Raw genomic sequence first — 16,356 nt, 5'->3', positions numbered from 1 at the left:
GATTCGGTTATGAACCTTGCCTCTCGTCCCAAAAGTGTTTTTTTAGCACTTTATTTAGAGAGAACGAATCGCACCCCATTGGCCCGACTGACAGTTGTTACGCACGGCGATCGGGATTTCTGGTACTAGCAAAGCATTGGTCGGTTTGGCTCCGAAAACTGAAAATGTAGGTCTTTCTTTTGTGGTAGTCATTGTTCGTTTTTCCTTGGTTATTTATTGATTTACTGGGCATGGGGCATGGGGCATGGGGCATGGGAATTGGGAATTGGGGCATGGGAATTGGGAATTGGGAATTGGGAATTGGGAATTGGGCATGGGGCATGGGGCATGGGGCATGGGAATTGGGAATTGGGAATTGGGAATTTAAAATTGGGAAGTTACAAAAATAAATTATTTTTCTTCCTTCTTCTTTCCTTCTTCCTTCTTCTTTCCTTCTTTCCTTCTTCCTTCTTCCTTCTTCCTTCTTCCTTCTTCCTTCTTCCTTCTTCCTTCTTCCTTCTTCCTTCTTCCTTCTTCCTTTTTCCTTCTTCCTTTTTCCTTCTTCCTTCGATTGATTACCGAATAAGATGTGTTGTCGCTTTTGGTTCTGGATAGGTGTACTCAAGCATCGCCTCTTGTTGAGCTTGAATAATCCGCAGCGCGGTGAGCAAATGTTCTAAGGTTTCTAAGTGCGCTGGGGTGAAGTGGATGCTAAAGCCTTCGCCATCCCGCGCGTAGCCCGGACAAACGAGTGAGGCTGAGCTTTGTTCTTCGTGGGTGGCGATGTATAGCCAGTCATCGTCTTCTAGCTTGTAATGTGTGTCTGTCCAGGTTCTCAGCATTTGCGATCGCTCCTTTTTATTTGCTGCGTACAAGGGTTTAGATGCCCGAAGGTACTCACTCCTCTCAAGTTGACGGCTATATGTAGCGTGTTCTTTTCGCTGAGTTGGATTTTTTACCACAGGGGTGTGGCTGCACTGGTTGATTAAACCGTCAACTAAACCCATAGTAACGTAGGTTGATTTTCCCGTCAAGTATTTTGTTGAACTTTTCATCAAAACAGGCTAGAATGCTTGTCAGGAGGCGAAAAACCGTGGAACAAACATTTGGAAGACTGATCCGTCAAGCTCGCAAGGACAAGGCTTACTCACAACGTGAGCTAGCTGGTATGTTAAGTGTGGATTTTACTTATTTGTCGAAGCTGGAGAACGATCGCGCGGATTATGCGCCCAAAGAGGACGTAATCCGAGCGTTGGCGCGGAATCTCGACATCAACGAAGAGGAGTTGATTTTTCTGGCGGGGAGACTGCCTCAGCAGTACGAAGCGCTGCTGAAGCAGAATCCGAAGGAAATGCAGGCTCTTTTCCGGCGGATGCAAGAAAATCCAGATTGGCTCAAACAATCTTTTGAAGCGTAACAGAGGCCTACGACAGTGAGTATTTTTAAACCGTATTGCTTCTATCCCAAAGAATCGATCGAGCGTTTGGCAAATGACATCTTGATGCAGATGCAGAAAACGCAAAATTTTGCTCCGAAATGGCCTTTTGAAGCGACAACGGTAGCTGATTTCCTGGATTTGGGCGTAGTCTGGGACTACATTGAGCCGGACTCCGAAGGTGCGATCGCCGCCAGGATTTTACCCCAGCAGCGGTTGATCGAAATCAACGAATTGATTCTCGAAAAACCGCCGGGGTTCATCGAATCGACGATCGCCCACGAAATCGGGCACTGGGTGCTGCACGTCAATCAAGATGAAGCAGACGGGACTGTGCAACAGTTGGAACTAGATTTGGGCGATCGAACAAAAACCGCCCAGGATGTCGAGGAACCGTTTGTGTGTCGGGGCGCGAGTGCGGATAATAAGGTTTTGTCGATCGAATGGCAAGCCCAATATTTCGCAAGCTGCTTGTTAATGCCTCGATGTATTTTGGAAGATAAAAGACAGGGGCGGGATTTAACAAAGTGGTCGCATTTATACAAAATGAGAGATGAATTGGGAGTGAGCATTTCCAATTTGACCAACCGCTTGCAAGAGTTGGGCTGGATTTACATTCCCAAGGGAACCCGCGAGATTTATGCTGGCAAAGAGGCCGCAAACGGGCAACAGCGGCTGTTTGGATAGAATTTGATTGAATTTGAGGTTTGAGATAAATTCTCAAATCTCAGCTTTTTTTGGTGTAAGGAATGGCGGAAATAATATCAGGGAATAGTGAATAAGAGCGAAACTGGAGACAAGACAAGCTGCTTACCAAGCAGGAAGTTGAGAGATTAAAAATAGGAGGAATTGACATCCACGAAATCAAAAATGAAGAAAATGCCTCTAAAAAAGACCTTTACAAAGACAGAGATGGAAACATATACGTCAAACCTAAAGGCGGTATGAGTCCGGGCGAACCAACAAATCTAAACATTAATGATTTCTCATCACATTAAACAGGAGCCTGAGGATGGAATCAGAGATTTACGCTTATTTTGCATTAATTGGAACTGACTTATCTCCAGAAGAGGTAACAGCAAAAGTCGGCATCAAACCAAGTAAGATTTGGAAAATTGGCGACTTAATTCACTCAAAAGCTACTATCCGCAAAAAGTACAATGGCTGGAGAGTAGATTCTCAACTTAGCAAGTCGGACGACTTAGAATCTCACCTTAAATCTGTGATGGAACAACTTCAACCGGGATGGCTATCTTTGGTAGAGTTATGTAAATGTTGCAAGGCAGAGATTTCTTGCGTCATTTATTACAGAAGTGGCAGTGTGCCAGCAATCCATTTTGATAAATATATTGTTGAAAAGATACATCAATTGAATGCGGCAATTGATGTAGATTTTTATGTTTTGCCAGAGGAGACTGCCTCGGATGAAGCAGTAGCAGCATGAGTGGTATAGGGTTGTTGCTCAAAGAGATCTCGCCCTTTTAGTCTCAGTGCTTCCTGCTGTGATACAGTATGAATGAAAAAAATCATAGACTGCACGTGGGGCCAGAAACCGGGTTTCTACGAGTTTTGCTCTCCAGTGACGAGAAATAGTCGAAGAAACCCGGTTTCTGAGGTGAGCGCGGGCAAGTCACAAACAAATATACTGTGCAAATTATGCAGACAAATATCAGTCTGGTTCTGGAAGCTTGTCAAGAGTTAAATATCAGTTATGAAATCATCGCACCCAACCAAAACTTAGTTAGAATCAAACTGAACGGTCAATATTATTATTTCGTTAATTTCAGTATGCCGTTTAACAACGAGCAAATTGTACACATATTTAAAGACAAAGAATATACTTATCAATTGCTGAAAGACAAGATTAAAACTCCAAAAACTCTAGGATTTCTCTCGCCTTTTTGCGAAGAAAAGTATCACAAGTATTTAGAGTTTAAAGATTGTGCAGAAATTGCAGCCGAAGTTGGCAAAACATTTTCTCTACCCGTGATAGTGAAAAGAAATCGCGGTTCGGCTGGAAACAATGTATTGCTTTGTGAAACCCACGAGCAAGTTCTAGGAGCGATTGAAATTGTATTTGATGTCAACAGCAAAAATTATGACTATGTTTGTCTAGCTCAAGAATACATTGATATCCGACACGAATATCGGGCAGTTTTCTTCGATCGCAAGCTGGTTTTGCTATATGAAAAAGATAAATCCGATGCTAAATTTGCGGGGAATTTAAGCCCGCTGCACTGGGATGGTGCAAAAGCTAAGCATATTACCGACTCAGAGATTATTTCGGAAATTGAAAATTTTGTTCGCCCTGTTTTTGAAGAGATTCAGATTAATTACGCCGGGTTTGATATCGCCTTAGATACAAATGGGGAATATTGGTTAATTGAAATTAACTCAAGTCCGAACTACGATATTTTTGTGAGAGATAACGATCGCCAAATTGCGGTAACAATGTTTAAAGATATCCTAGATAGCTTGGTTGTTAACAAAAAACCGTAAATGCTCGATTTGAGAGATGCGCTATAACTGAGTTCGATCGATAAATTAATTGTCTAATGTAGGGGCGGGTTCGCCAACAATCTCAATCTCAAACCGACAATCTATAAAACCCGCCCCGCCCCAACGATAAATCCCCATGTACCGCGAATCAGGTTGATAAATATGTGGGTTGTGCAATCAGGCCGGGGCGGGTTTTCGAGATGGTTGGTTTCAGGCAATTATTGTTAGCGAACCCGCCCCTACATCGCCGGGAATCTTGACTGTTTCACAAGAGTTAAAGCATCACATTCTTTCTAACACCTGAATTCCCAACAACTCCAAACCCAACTTCAAAGTCCTCGCCGTCAAATCGCACAAAATTAGCCGCGAAGTCCGCAATGGTTCCTCAGCTTTCAAAACTGGACATTGCTCAAAAAATTGATTGAACTTTTGACTTAATTCAAACAAATACTGACAAATCCGATTCGGCAATAAGTCGCCGCCAACAGCATTCACAACTTCATTGAACTGCAATAAATGCTTTGCTAATACCAATTCGGCATCGGATTGCAAAATTACTTTCGCACCAGCATCTAAGTTGTCAAAATCTATCTCACCTTTGCGGCGAATTCCCTGGACACGCACGTAGGCATACAGCATATATGGCGCGGTGTTTCCTTGCAAAGCTAGCATTTTGTCGTAACTGAAAATATAGTTGCTGGCTCGGTTTTGACTTAAGTCTGCATACTTTACGGCACTCAAACCAACTGTTCGAGATACGTTGTTAATAAATTCTGCTGTTTCCTGTCTTTCTTCTGCTTTTAATCTGTCTTCTAAATCTTGGCGAGTGCGGACAATTGCTTCGTCTAATAAATCCTGCAACCGCACGGTGTCGCCAGAACGAGTCTTTAATTTTTTGCCGTCTTCTCCTAAGACTAAACCGAAGGGAATGTGGACAATTTCGACATCTTCGGGAATCCAATTGGCTTTTCGGGCGACTGCAAATACTTGGGCGAAATGGTTTGATTGTCCTGAATCTGTGACGTAAATTATGCGCTTTGCATTGTCATTTTGGATGCGGTAGCGGATGGCGGCTAAGTCTGTTGTGGCGTAGTTGTAGCCGCCATCGGTTTTCTGCACGATTAGCGGTAGTGGTTCGCCTTCAAAGTTGGTGAATCCGTCTACAAATACGCATTTGGCGCCGTCGCTTTCTACTAGCAAGCCTAACTCGGTTAAGTCTTCGACTACTGCGGGTAATAAAGGATTGTAAAATGATTCGCCGCGTTCGGTTAGTTTGATGTCGAGTAAGTCGTAGATTACTTGGAATTCGCGGCGGGATTGATCGCACAGCAGTTTCCAGGCGCGGCGGGTGTCTTCGGCGCCTGCTTGCAGTTTTACTACTTCTTGGCGGGCGGTTTCTTTGAAGGTTTCGTCTGTGTCAAAGCGCTGTTTTGCTTGGCGGTAAAATGCGACTAAATCTCCTAAGTCTAGGGCGTCTGCGGTGGTGAGGGCTTGGGGGTGGACTTCGCGCAAGTAGGCGATTAGCATTCCGAATTGGGTGCCCCAGTCGCCGATGTGGTTGATTCTGAGTACGTCGTGGCCTTGAAATTCGAGGGTGCGGGCGATCGCATCTCCGATGATTGTCGATCGCAAGTGTCCGACGTGCATTTCTTTGGCGATATTCGGACTCGAAAAGTCGATCGCGATTCTCTGAGGCGTTTGAGTCGGTGAAATCCCCAAACGGGTGTCGGCTGCGATTTCACCGATCTGCGCTTCCAAATAAGCCGGTTTCAGCTTCAAATTGATAAAGCCAGGGCCGGCGATTTCTGGGGTTTCGCAGATGTCAGCGATGTCGAGGTTTTCGATAATTGTAGAGGCGATCGCCCGCGGCGGCTTGCCTAACTTTTTGCCCAAACTCATCGCCGCGTTGCACTGAAAGTCCCCAAACTTGGGATTACCCGCAGGCGCTAGCATCAGATCCGTATCGGCATAACTCTCGCCGAATGCGGAGGCGAAGGCTTTTTCAAATCTTGTTTTTAACTGTTGGGCGATCGAGTTCATATTTTTTAATATTTTGATTGGATACTTATTTTAAACGGTAAAGGTTGAGGTCGATACAGGGCAACTTTTAGCGGTATTTCTCCGGGGATTGCCCCCTCGAAAATATTTTCCATCCTGACCTCAATCACAGCGTTTCGTATCTTAGGTTACAGATTATCACAAAGCCGATCGCTAGACCAATCAAAAAATATCACATCTAGTCAACGATCGCGATCGCCATACAATTTAGTTAAATCAGTTACATTAAGGTATGTTAATATTTTTTTAATGCTCCCCAAAATTCTACCGAAGGAAGTAGTTATGTTATCTCAACCTGTTTTTGGCGATCGTTCTCTGACAATCGCCTTTTATCAAGCAGTAATCGATCGCTTCGATGACCCTCTGAGTCTTTCGACTCAAGCACTATTACGCGAGTGCAGCCTCGGCTTCGCCCCTTGTCCCGATGGAGTCAAAACCTTTTTCATCGTCGCGCCGAGTCTGGATGCAGCAGAGCAACTAATTGGCAAAATCGACAACATTTTAGAGCGAGTTGCCGAACTCATGGCTGGAGTCGGACAAGTTGCGCTGTGCATAGTTCCCGCCGGCAGCGAGGCCGAGCAACCAGTGGATCTGCAAAACTTAGAAAAAGTTCCCGCCGATTGTCTCGCTTGCAAATTCTTTACAATTATGTGTGCTGATGCTGCGAGCGATCGCTAAAATTAACAGTTAGCAACCAGCAACTCGCTGTGCTAATTTAAACCTGTGCCGGGGTCGGCGCGGGATAGATTGCCTATTAGTAACAGTCGCTGGAATTAACAGGGCAAAGCGTGCAGGTAATTCGATCGCAACCTTGGTTGCACTCGCTATGGAAGAGTGTCAAATAAGCAGGGACAATTAATATACCTTCATGGCCGCTTGTGGGTCGATCTGATTTTTACCTGCCGGCTCAAACAGCCGTGCATCTACTTTTTACCTCCCCAATTAAAGCCGCTAAAGAGCCGCACCAACTCTCCTGGGTGTCTCGCTTCAACAGACAGCTTTAGTCAGTGGACAGTGGACAGTGGACAGTGGACAGTGGACAGTGGACAGTTGACCGAAGGAAGAAGGAAGTTCGGCAACGGATTTTATAGCGGATGTAACGGATGTAACGGATGGAAGGAAGTTGGGCCTCCCTTGCAAGGTACGGGATGTAACGGATGTAACGGATTTAAAAGTCAAGGAAGAGGGAAGAAGGTAAGGGAAAAGGGAAGAAGGCAGAAGACATACACAGCAAGCTTGAGTGCGATAGATATTTTATGTTGAGTTAGGTGGATTTACTTGTTGCTGCAAAATAGAGTTTAGCTTCATATTCATTAAGTTTGCAGCGAGCAGAAATATTGAGAAAAATAGATAGTTAGTAGGGTGCGCCAGGCCCCAGTTTCGATCCAGTTAAAATACCTTGAAACTGACGCACCACAAAGTTAGTAGGGTGCGTCAGTCCCAAGTTTTGACACAATTTAAACACAGGGAAACTGACGCACTCTACGGCGATATATAGTGCGATCGCATCCCAGGCTCGTAGAATTTGTTAAAAATTTCAGGTGAAAGTTTGAATTATTAAATTTTATGTCTAACATTGGCGATAAAATCTAAGATTGAAATTCTCAAATCCCAAATCAAGCCACCATGGTAAAACTGACACCGAACCCTAGCTTTAGTTTAACGATTCGCGTTGCTCTGCCGAATCAGCCGGGAATGCTCGCTAGCGTCACCAGCGCGATCGGATCTGTGGGCGGTAACTTCGGCCAAATCGACTTGATCGAGCAAACTCGCGCTACTACAGTTCGCGATATCACCGTCGATGCTTACAGCACCGAGCACAGCGAGGAAATCGTGCAAGCAGTGAAAGCGCTGCCGAATATCAAAGTGATCGATGTGTACGATCGCACTTTCAACCTGCACCGCGGCGGTAAAATCAGCGTAGAAAGCAAAATTTCCCTCAAACGCCAGTCAGATTTGGCAATGGCGTACACCCCGGGAGTCGCCCGCATCTGTACTGCGATCGCCAATGACCCCCAACAAGTTTACAACCTGACAATCAAACAAAATACTGTTGCTATTGTTACCGACGGTAGCGCAGTTTTGGGATTGGGAAACCTCGGGCCCGAGGCCGCACTGCCAGTCATGGAAGGCAAAGCCATGTTATTTAAAGAATTTGCCAAAATAGACGCCTTTCCTATCTGTTTGGACACCCAAGATACAGAGGAAATTATTCGCACTGTGCAGAATATCGCCCCGGTTTTTGGTGGCGTCAATCTCGAAGATATTTCTTCTCCCCGCTGCTTTGAAATAGAAGCAAGATTGCGGGAAACTTTAAATATTCCGATTTTTCATGACGACCAACACGGAACTGCGATTGTCAGTTTGGCAGCATTAATTAATGCCTTGAAACTCGTCAAAAAAACAATTGGAGAAGTGTGTATCGTGATTAACGGCGCCGGTGCGGCCGGAGTGGCGATCGCCCGTTTGTTACGCAAAGCAGGCGCCGAAAACATCATCATGTGCGACTCCAAAGGTGTCCTGTCCAAAGATCGCACGGATATGAACCCAGAAAAACTGGAATTTGCTGTGGCTTCGGGCGGTACTTTGGAAGATGCGATCGCCGGTGCGGATGTATTTTTAGGTGTCAGCGCCCCTGGGGTGCTAACGCGATCGATGGTGCGTTCCATGGCCGAGAATCCGATCGTGTTTGCAATGGCAAATCCCATTCCCGAAATTCAGCCAGAATTAATTATGGAGGATGCGGCGATTATCGCCACCGGACGCAGCGACTACCCGAATCAAATTAACAATGTTTTGGCATTTCCGGGGATATTTCGAGGTGCTTTGGACTGCAAAGCTGCTACGATTACCACCAGTATGTATTTGGGTGCAGCTTACGCGATCGCCTCTTTAGTAAGTCCTTCCCAGCTTGACAAAGAGCACATTATACCCTCTGTTTTTGACGAAAGAGTTGCCATTGCTGTCGCCGGTGCAGTGCAGTTAGCAGCCCGAGCCGAAGGGATCGCCCGCGATTAATAGAAGGAACAGTTGACAGTTGACCGCTTGACAGTTGACCGCTTGACAGGAAAGCAGACAGAAGACAGAAGACAGAAAACAGAAAACAGAAGACAGAAGACAGAAGAGGGAAGAGAGAAGACAGAAGAGAGAAGACAGAAGACAGAAGAGAGAAGAGGGAAGATGCCATGTATAAATTCATGGTCTTTGTAGCAGTTTTGTACTTCTTGTTTTGGGATTTTTCTGGTTTATTCTCATTCTCCGTTTCCTCCTTCCCGTTCATTCTTACTGCTTTTTCCTTCCCCATCCTCTCTTTTTCCCTCTCTCTTCCCTCAGCCGCTCAGCGTTAAATCCCGTACACTGCTGGTTCCCGAATTTCGCTCGAACCTCGAACCTCGAACCTCTTCCTTCTGCCCTCTGCCTTCAGCATCTATCCCTTAAATCCGTTAAATCCGCGATCCAATCCGTTGCCGAACTTCCTTCTTCCTTGCTGAAAACAGTGATAAAAGTCACACCAATTAACCAAATAATAAAGATATAATTAAGTATCCCAAGCCCAGCTAGGTCAGATGCAAAGCCAGTTAGGACAAAACCGGAGCGATCGCTGCAACAGCAAATTGTTAGAACTCAGTCCGCTCGGACTGGCATTGTGCCGGACGGACGGGACTTTTCTCGACATAAATCCAGCTTTTGCAAGCATTATCGGCTACACAGTTGCAGAAACTCTCAACCTCAACTACTGGGAAATTCTGCAAACAGAGTGCGCGGGTAGAGAAAAATATCTAAAAAGTCAAGCTAAAAATAGCTGCACGGGCTCGTGCGAAGCAGCATACAAAGATAAAAGCAACAATCTCGTACCCGTGCGAGTTTGCGAGCGGCCAATTGAAACAGAGGGAGAGTGCGCGATTTGGCTGAGTGCTGAACAAGTTGTTAATTGGGAGAATCAAAACAGCGAGCCGCTGGAATCAACGCCGCCGCATTGCAATTCACAACTAGAAAAATTGCTGGCAAACCAGACTGCAAAACTCGCAAAAACTCAGGAACTACTCCAAGAAAAAATTGCCGAACTGCAACAGACTCAAGAAAAATTGCGTCACCAAAGTCAGATTCTAGACCAAATTCGCGAATCGGTGATTTGCACCGATATGGACGGCTCGATTACCAGTTGGAATCAAGCCTCCCAAAGGCTGTACGACTATCAAGAAAATGAGGCGATCGGACAGCATATTTCTATAATTTACCCTCCAGAAAAGCACGAATTTTTATTAGATAAAGTCATCAAACCGCTACAAGAACAAGGCTCCCACGAAGTAGAAGTGATCACCCGCCGGAAGTCGGGAGAACAGTTTGACTCGCACCTGTCCCTTTCGCTGTTGAAAGACAACACGGGAGCCGTTGTCGGGATGATTGGCTATTTAACAGATATCAGCGATCGCAAAGCTTTAGAACAAGAATTAGCACGGAGACAAGCACTATTTGATTCCTTTTTGCAGGAGGCGCCTGCAGGAATTTGCATTTTGGACTCCCAACTGCGGTACGTGCAGATCAATCAATTTCTAGCAGAAATAAATTGCTTGAGTCCAGCAGATCACATCGGCAAGACTGTAGGCGAAATATTGCCGCATATCGCTCCAGTGGTAGAGCCTTTGTACGAACAAATTTTGAGAACGAAACAACCCGTAATTAACCTTGAGATGAGCGGTGACAATCCAAGACTGCCAGGGGTTGTCCGACATATTACAGGCTCTTATTTTCCCCTGCTCGACAAAGATGTCGAGGCGATCGGCATTGGTGCAGTCGTCATTGACATTAGCGATCGCAAACAAGCAGAAGCAGCACTGCAAAAAAGCGAACAGCTCTACCGTACCATGGCAAGCAACTTTCCTAACGGTGCGGTGATGCTGTTCGATCGCGAAATGCGCTTCACCTTGGTAGAAGGTACAGAATTAGCAGGAGTGGGGCTTTCCAAAGAGTTGATGGAAGGTAAGACAATCTGGGAAGTATTCGAGCCGGATTTTTGCAGTGGTGTCGAGCCAAATTATCGGGCGGCGCTGGCTGGAGAAACAGTTGTTACAGAATTTACTTACGGCGATCGCATTTACCTCGCTTATACTTTGCCAGTCAGAAACGAACGCCAAGAAATCACCGGCGGATTGCTGATGACTCAAAACATTACCCATCGCCAATTAGCAGAAGAAGCCCTCAGGGAAAGCGAGGAAAAATACAGGTGCATTGTCGAAACAGCCGATGAAGGAATTTGGATGATCGATGCGGAGAGTAAAACTACTTTTGTCAACCAAAAAATGGCCGATATGCTAGGCTGCACCCCAGAGGAAGCGATCGGACAGCCGCTATTTGCTTTCATGGATGCAGAAGGCATCGCGATCGCCCAAGCCATTGTCAACCGCCACCGTCAAGGAATTAGCGAACAGCTAGATTTTAAGCTCCTGCGCCGAGATGGCAGCGAGTTGTGGACGATGGCTTCTACTAATCCCTTACCAGACAAAGAAGGGCGCTATGTCGGCTCTTTGGCAATGGTTGCCGACATTACCGATCGCAAGCGAACAGAAGCCGAATTGCAGCAGTCGGAAGCCAAATTTCGATCGCTTTACGAACTAACCAGTTTGCCCGTTTTGATGTTATACGACAATGGCATCTGCGACGCCAACACCGCCACCCTCAAACTATTTGGCTGCACCGCACCGCAACAGTTGTACGGCAAAAATCCCGGCAAACTGTCGCCTGCTTTCCAACCTAACGGTAGAGATTCTTTGAGCTTAGCCGACGAAATGATGGCGATCGCCTTTGAGCGCGGAAACCACCGTTTTGATTGGGTTCACCAGCGCTTAGACGGTACAGATTTTCCCGCAGAAGTCGTGCTGACAGTCATCGAAGTTGGAAATCAAAAAATTATCCAAGCAGTCGTCCAAGATTTAACCGATCGCAAACTTGCAGAAGAAACATTAGTGCGATCGGAACAAGCCCTCAGACAGCAAGCCCAGAGAGAACAACTGCTGAATCAAATTGCCAACCAAATCCGGATTTCTTTAGATTTAGACACAATTTTAGCAACCGCCGTTCAAGAAATTCGCAATTTTATCAAGCCAGATTGGTGCATCTTCACTTGGTATCGTCCCAACAGCAATCCTCCTATTTGGGACGTAAATTGCGAAGCCAAAAATGCAGCTTTGCCAAGTTTGCTAGGTACTTATATTGTAGAGGACACATCTAGTGCAGGAGTCAAGCAAATTTTGCGCCGAGAAATTCTGCGAATAGATGATGTTAGCACTTGTGAAAATGCAGAATTGCGCGCAGCCTTCCAGGCCATAAAAGTTAACTCAGTGCTCTCGCTACCAATTCACACTGCTGCCGGTGATCTTGGGGCGATTACCTGCTATCAGGCTATGTCCGCGCGAGATTGGAGCGACTCTGAAGTCGAACTGATGCAAGCGGTGATTGCTCAAATTGCGATCGCGATCGATCACGCCGAACTTTACACCCAAACCCGCATGGCTGCCGAATTAGCTCAAGCTCAAACTCAAAAGCTAGAACAAACTTTGCACCAACTCCAGCGCACCCAAACTCAATTAATTCAAAGTGAAAAAATGTCGAGTTTGGGACAATTAGTGGCTGGTGTCGCCCACGAAATTAACAACCCAGTTAATTTTATCTACGGCAATCTCAGCTACACCAGCGAATACACTGAAAACTTACTAAAACTGCTCCAACTTTACCACAAGGAATACCCGCAGCCTTCCCCCGCAATTTTAGATGCCAGAGAAGCCTTTGAAATTGATTATATTGTGGAAGATTTACCAAAACTGATATCATCTATGAAAGTCGGAGCAGATCGCATCCGCGACATAGTTTTGAGCCTGCGGACTTTCTCAAGACTTGACGAAGCCGAAATGAAACAAGTGGACATTCACGAAGGCATTGAAAGCACGCTAATGATTTTGCAAAACCGCCTCAAAAATAAACCAGATCGCCCGCCAATTAATATTATTAAAGAATACGGTAACTTGCCTTTAGTTGAATGTTATCCGGGCCAGTTAAATCAAGTATTTATGAATTTGTTGACTAATGCGATCGACGCCGTGGAAATGGAGATGAATAAACCAGAACCCACGGACAAAAATCTCGCAATTACGATCCGCACCGAACTAACCGAAAATAACTGCGTGGCGATGCGGATAGCTGACACCGGCCCCGGCATGAGCGAAAACGTGAAACGGCGCTTGTTTGACCCATTTTTTACCACAAAACCCATCGGCAAAGGCACAGGCTTAGGATTGGCGATTTCGCACTCTATTGTCGTAGAAAAACACGGCGGCGAGCTTAGCTGCAATTCTGTATTGGGAGAAGGTTCCGAATTTGCGATCGAGATTCCGCTGCGACAAAAAAGAAGTTAGTTATTAGTTATTAGTTATTGGTTATTGGTTATTGGTTATTGGTTATTGGTTATTGGTTATTGGTTATTGGTTATTGGTTACTCGTAGGGTGCGTCAGTTAGGGATTCAAATAGCACAGAAAATCCTGTAAGCTGACGCACCTTTCAACAAACTATGGTGCGTCAGCCACTAGCTTCTCAACATCACCAAATATCGCGCATACTGACGCACCCTACGACTGACGCACCTTTCAACAAACTATGGTGCGTCAGCCACTAGCTTCTCAACATCACCAAAGATCGCGCATACTGACGCACCCTACGACACTACGACAAACTACCCTTTACCACCAGACGCACACCACCAGCGGGCGCCATTGTCAAACCGCGGCGTACTGGTAAAACCGGACGATTTTCTGCAAGTTCCAAAGAGTATCGCGACAGCACTTTCGCCAAAACTAACTTCATTTCAAACATCGCAAATGCCGCGCCTATACAGCGGCGGTTCCCTCCCCCAAACGGCAAATATTCGTAAGGCGAAAATTGCCTTTTTAGAAAACGTTCTGGTTTAAAACGCTTTGGTTCCGGGTAAAGATCCTCTCGATGATGAACCAAATAAATGCAAGTAGAAAGCATTACTCCTTTGGGAATATCATAACCCATTAACTGCATTGGAGCTTGCGGAACGCGCGGAAATGCAAAAAACACGATCGGATAAATTCGCAGCGTTTCGGAACAGACAGCATTCAAATATGGCAGTTTAGCAATTTCCATCGCATCGCAATTTTCGACATCAATAGAATTGAGTTCTTGCAGCAGTTTTTCGCGGACTTCCGGGAGATAGTGAATCCAATACAAAGCCCAGGCTAAAGCTGTGGCCGTAGTTTCGTGTCCCGCAAACAGCATTGTCATCAACTCATCTCGCAATTCCACATCGCTCATTGCTTCACCCGCTTCGTCGCGCGCAGAAATCAACAAACTCAGGATGTCTTCGCCCAAAGGTTGAGATTGATTTTTGCGTTCGCGAATTTCTTGATAAAGCAGTTCATCTAAACGCTGCCTTTTCCGCAAAAATCCTCCCCAAGGACTCCAAGCACCTAAATCTTTTTGTAGCGACTTGACAAGCAAAAATGTAGCATTTAATGGATTGCTAAACACGCTGAACATATCAACCATTAGTTGGTGAATTTGCTCGTAACGTTCTCCTTCGCTCAGCCCAAAAACCGCGTGCAAAATCACTTCTAAGGAAATGTTTTGCATAGTTTCTTGCGCGACAAAAGTATTACCCGGAATCCAAGAATTAATTACTTTTTCGGTGATGTCGCGGATAATTTTTCCGTAAGCTTTCATGCGTTCACCGTGCAAAGGTGGCATTAAAAGTTTGCGCTGCTGCAAATGTCGATCGCCATCTAGCAACAATAAGGAATTCGGGCCTACTAAAGGTAGCGCTACCTGGTTGCCCTCACCGGATTCAAATAGTTGAGAATCTGCTGTTAAAATTTCTTGAATTGCTTGAGGATTGCTAATAACTACCTGGCGTGGAAAGTTGCTGAATGTGCTGGTATAAATGTCGCCGTATCTATTATAATTTTTCTCTAAATAATATAGAGGATTTAAAATTCCCAGCACTGTCTGAACAAATCTCCCCTCTTTAGGGCCGTCTAGAAATTTGTTGGTAGTGTTATTTTGAGATAGAGAGTTTTCTGTAATGAGAGTCATTGGTTTTTATCCTTCTTTTGTTGTTTTACGGGAATGATAAAAGCATCATTACTGTTGCCAAACGATCGTAAATCTCTATTCAGGCTTTTTTATACCTAGCGATTTTACGTAAACCAGATCGCACCTTGCTGTTTCCACACCCGTTGTCGGTAGATATCCGCTAGTTTCGTACATTTTAACAGCTTCTTTGAGTACGCTAGCAGTTTCGATCCAGATTTCATCAAAACCGCGAGCGATAATTTTACTTTCCAATTCTTGCAGTAAAAATTTCCCCAAACCTTGTCCCCTTGCTGCTGGCAAAATATACATTTTGCGAATTTCCACAGCATTCTTCCCGCGCTCAATGGGATAGTAAGCCGCCGTACCGACTATTTGATCGTGCTTTTCAACTACCCAAAATTCCCCGCCCTTCTTTTGATAGTGTAGTTCTACATCATAGACATCTCGATCTGCGCCATGAACTTCGCATTGTAAGCCGTACTCTACCAAAACATTCTGAATTAAATGGAATGCCTCAGCCCGATCGCGCGTTTCCCAGGAACGAATTAAAAAATCCCGATGTTGGGTTCTCATTACTTGTTGCTAATTATACTTATTTTTGGACTTTGGCAACTGTAATTTTACTGATAATTAGTGTTTTACAGCCTGGAAATGCACCCAACCTTTAACTATGAATTCTCGGTTCAGGATCGAGAGTTGCTAGCAACTCGCTCTCTATCAATGATAATTGCTCCAGCCGCTCAATAACAAGAGCGCGATCGAAATAAGTTGTTGCCAAAATCCAATATACCCCGTAATGGCGCGCCTCCGAAGCCATCAAACTGCGGTAAAACTTAGCTAGTTCCGCGTCTGGACAATACTCGCCCAACAGCCCCAGCCGTTCGTGACTCCGCGCTTCAATCAAACCAGAAACCAACAAAGAATCCAAAAGTCTCTCCGGTTCCTGCTTGCGAATTTTGGCGGACAAACCCCCAGCGTAGGGAGGCGCAGCCAAAGGGCCCAAAGCGATCCCGCGCTCTTCTAAGCGCTGGTTGACTTGCTCGAAATGCTCTAATTCTTCGCGGGCGATGGCTGTTAGCATCCGCACCAATTTTTCCCGCGCTGGGTAGCGAAACATTAAATTTAACGCTACTCCCGCCGCTTTCCGCTCGCAGTGAGAATGATCTAATAAGATTGTATCTAAATGGGCGATCGCCTGTTCGATCCAAGCTGGCGAAGTCGGCTGTTTCAAAAACTTAATTGTTGTCATTAGTCAGTTGTCAGTTGTCAGTTGTCAGTT

15 protein-coding genes are annotated in these 16,356 nt (G+C 45.4%); 9 read left to right on the top strand and 6 right to left on the bottom strand.

The genetic code is table 11. From position 1 onward, the window contains the following. Nucleotides 1-54 precede the first annotated feature (54 nt). The gene (locus QUB64_RS20420) at nt 55-192 is read right to left on the bottom strand and encodes a hypothetical protein (RefSeq protein ID WP_333278057.1); all 138 of its coding nucleotides are present in this window, start codon (nt 190-192) and stop codon (nt 55-57) included. Here QUB64_RS20420 and QUB64_RS20415 point away from each other — a divergent pair. Continuing rightward, entirely contained in the window at nt 192-389 is a 198-nt protein-coding gene (locus QUB64_RS20415) for a hypothetical protein (protein WP_333278055.1), read from the top strand. The two genes, QUB64_RS20420 and QUB64_RS20415, sit on opposite strands and share 1 nt — an antisense overlap. A gap of 165 nt (nt 390-554) precedes the next feature. Here the strand turns inward: QUB64_RS20415 and QUB64_RS20410 are convergent, their stop codons facing one another. Continuing rightward, nucleotides 555-1,034: a hypothetical protein gene (locus QUB64_RS20410; protein WP_333278053.1), complete on the bottom strand. Its 480-nt coding sequence runs from the start codon at nt 1,032-1,034 to the stop codon at nt 555-557. A 38-nt stretch (nt 1,035-1,072) separates the two neighbouring features. Here QUB64_RS20410 and QUB64_RS20405 point away from each other — a divergent pair, with 38 nt between their 5' ends. The 5 genes from QUB64_RS20405 (at nt 1,073) to QUB64_RS20385 (ending at nt 3,913) form a co-directional block, all read left to right on the top strand. Then, entirely contained in the window at nt 1,073-1,396 is a 324-nt protein-coding gene (locus QUB64_RS20405) for a helix-turn-helix domain-containing protein (RefSeq protein ID WP_293262723.1), read from the top strand. A 15-nt stretch (nt 1,397-1,411) separates the two neighbouring features. Continuing rightward, nucleotides 1,412-2,101: an ImmA/IrrE family metallo-endopeptidase gene (locus QUB64_RS20400; protein ID WP_333278050.1), complete on the top strand. Its 690-nt coding sequence runs from the start codon at nt 1,412-1,414 to the stop codon at nt 2,099-2,101. A 119-nt stretch (nt 2,102-2,220) separates the two neighbouring features. After that, nucleotides 2,221-2,412 carry a polymorphic toxin type 33 domain-containing protein gene (locus QUB64_RS20395; protein WP_333278061.1) on the top strand — a complete coding sequence of 64 codons (192 nt, stop codon included), beginning with the start codon at nt 2,221-2,223 and terminating at the stop codon, nt 2,410-2,412. A gap of 14 nt (nt 2,413-2,426) precedes the next feature. Continuing rightward, entirely contained in the window at nt 2,427-2,858 is a 432-nt protein-coding gene (locus tag QUB64_RS20390; RefSeq protein WP_333278048.1) for a DUF4279 domain-containing protein, read from the top strand. Nucleotides 2,859-3,070: 212 nt separating this feature from the next. Beyond that, nucleotides 3,071-3,913, top strand: a complete 843-nt coding sequence (locus tag QUB64_RS20385; RefSeq protein ID WP_333278046.1) for an ATP-grasp domain-containing protein — start codon at nt 3,071-3,073, stop codon at nt 3,911-3,913. 282 nt (nt 3,914-4,195) lie between these two features. Here the strand turns inward: QUB64_RS20385 and argS are convergent, their stop codons facing one another. Then, a complete protein-coding gene (gene argS / locus QUB64_RS20380; RefSeq protein WP_333278044.1) occupies nt 4,196-5,953 on the bottom strand; it encodes an arginine--tRNA ligase in 1,758 nt (585 codons plus the stop codon). Nucleotides 5,954-6,253: 300 nt separating this feature from the next. On the opposite strand from argS, the gene QUB64_RS20375 reads away from it, so the two are divergent. The 3 genes from QUB64_RS20375 to QUB64_RS20365 all read left to right on the top strand — a co-directional run bounded on the left by QUB64_RS20375 (nt 6,254) and on the right by QUB64_RS20365 (nt 13,380). Next, the gene (locus tag QUB64_RS20375; protein WP_333278042.1) at nt 6,254-6,649 is read left to right on the top strand and encodes a hypothetical protein; all 396 of its coding nucleotides are present in this window, start codon (nt 6,254-6,256) and stop codon (nt 6,647-6,649) included. Nucleotides 6,650-7,597: 948 nt separating this feature from the next. Then, nucleotides 7,598-8,989 carry a malic enzyme-like NAD(P)-binding protein gene (locus QUB64_RS20370; protein ID WP_333278040.1) on the top strand — a complete coding sequence of 464 codons (1,392 nt, stop codon included), beginning with the start codon at nt 7,598-7,600 and terminating at the stop codon, nt 8,987-8,989. 548 nt (nt 8,990-9,537) lie between these two features. Next, entirely contained in the window at nt 9,538-13,380 is a 3,843-nt protein-coding gene (locus QUB64_RS20365; protein ID WP_333278038.1) for a PAS domain S-box protein, read from the top strand. Between the two features lie 305 nt (nt 13,381-13,685). On the opposite strand, the gene QUB64_RS20360 is transcribed toward QUB64_RS20365, so the two are convergent. From QUB64_RS20360 to QUB64_RS20350, 3 genes are all read right to left on the bottom strand, one after another. Continuing rightward, nucleotides 13,686-15,077, bottom strand: a complete 1,392-nt coding sequence (locus QUB64_RS20360; RefSeq protein ID WP_333278036.1) for a cytochrome P450 — start codon at nt 15,075-15,077, stop codon at nt 13,686-13,688. Between the two features lie 75 nt (nt 15,078-15,152). Beyond that, nucleotides 15,153-15,650: a GNAT family N-acetyltransferase gene (locus QUB64_RS20355; protein WP_333278034.1), complete on the bottom strand. Its 498-nt coding sequence runs from the start codon at nt 15,648-15,650 to the stop codon at nt 15,153-15,155. Between the two features lie 91 nt (nt 15,651-15,741). Further along, entirely contained in the window at nt 15,742-16,326 is a 585-nt protein-coding gene (locus tag QUB64_RS20350; RefSeq protein WP_333278032.1) for a tRNA-(ms[2]io[6]A)-hydroxylase, read from the bottom strand. Nucleotides 16,327-16,356 lie beyond the last annotated feature (30 nt).

Source organism: Microcoleus sp. Aus8_D2 (assembly GCF_036702665.1).
In the GTDB taxonomy this organism is placed as follows: domain Bacteria; phylum Cyanobacteriota; class Cyanobacteriia; order Cyanobacteriales; family Microcoleaceae; genus Microcoleus.
This window is presented reverse-complemented; position numbering and strand designations above follow the sequence as displayed.